Here is an 861-nt window from a genome sequence, read left to right as displayed (position 1 = left end):
GCATAGCAACAAATAACCTGACAATGAATAGTTTTGTAAACCGTAAAAAGTCAGAGTTATGCGTAGTACGTTTAAGGTTCTGTTCTACCTCAAAAAGAACGCCCCCAAGAAGAACGGTTCCGTTCCCGTGATGTGTCGTATCACCATTGACGGTACGATAGCCCAGTTCAGTTGCAAATGCGACATTCATCCCGACTTGTGGGATATCAAGAGCAACCGAGCTTCGGGCAAAAGTACCGTGGCGTTGGAAACCAATCGTTTCTTAGACAAGATACGTGTCGGTATCAATGCCAAATACAAGGAGATAGCCGAGCGGGATAACTATGTCACTGCCGAGAAAGTGAAGAACGCTTTCTTGGGCTTGGAAATGCGGCATGAAACCTTGCTGAAAGTCTTTGCCCAGCACAATGAGGACTTTTTCAAACAGGTCGATGCAGGCTTGCGATGCCCATCCACCTACCACAAGTATTGCACGGTCTATAAGCATTTGGAGGAGTTCATCAAGAACCGCTACCGTGTCAGCGACATTGCTTTGAAAGAACTCACTCCGGCTTTCATTACCGACTTTGACATCTTCCTGCGCACCGAAAAGCAATGCTGTAACAACACGGTATGGATTTACATGATGCCCCTGCGCCGTATGATTACCATTGCCCAGAATCACGGATGGATAGTCCGTGACCCGTTCGTGGATTACAGCATATCCGCCGAGAGTACCGACAGGGACTATCTGACCAAGGATGAAATCCGCAGGCTGTTGGATTTGAAATTCAGGCGTAAATCAATGGAGCTGGTTCGGGACTTGTACGTCTTCTGCTGTTTTACCGGCTTGTCCTTTACCGATATGAAGAACCTGACCAA

Annotated in this window: 1 protein-coding gene; it reads left to right on the top strand. The window is 47.3% G+C overall.

All coding sequences use genetic code 11. The annotated features are described in order from the left end of the window. Positions 1 to 58: 58 nt before the first annotated feature. The coding region (locus BN93_RS15980) for a site-specific integrase (protein ID WP_019189277.1) at positions 59 to 861 on the top strand (803 nt) is incomplete at its 3' end.

Origin of the sequence: Prevotella conceptionensis 9403948, from assembly GCF_000312305.1 — a bacterium.
GTDB classification, from domain to species: Bacteria; Bacteroidota; Bacteroidia; order Bacteroidales; family Bacteroidaceae; genus Prevotella; species Prevotella conceptionensis.
The sequence above is the reverse complement of the archived record's forward strand: the minus strand, read 5'-3'. Positions and strand labels throughout refer to the sequence as shown.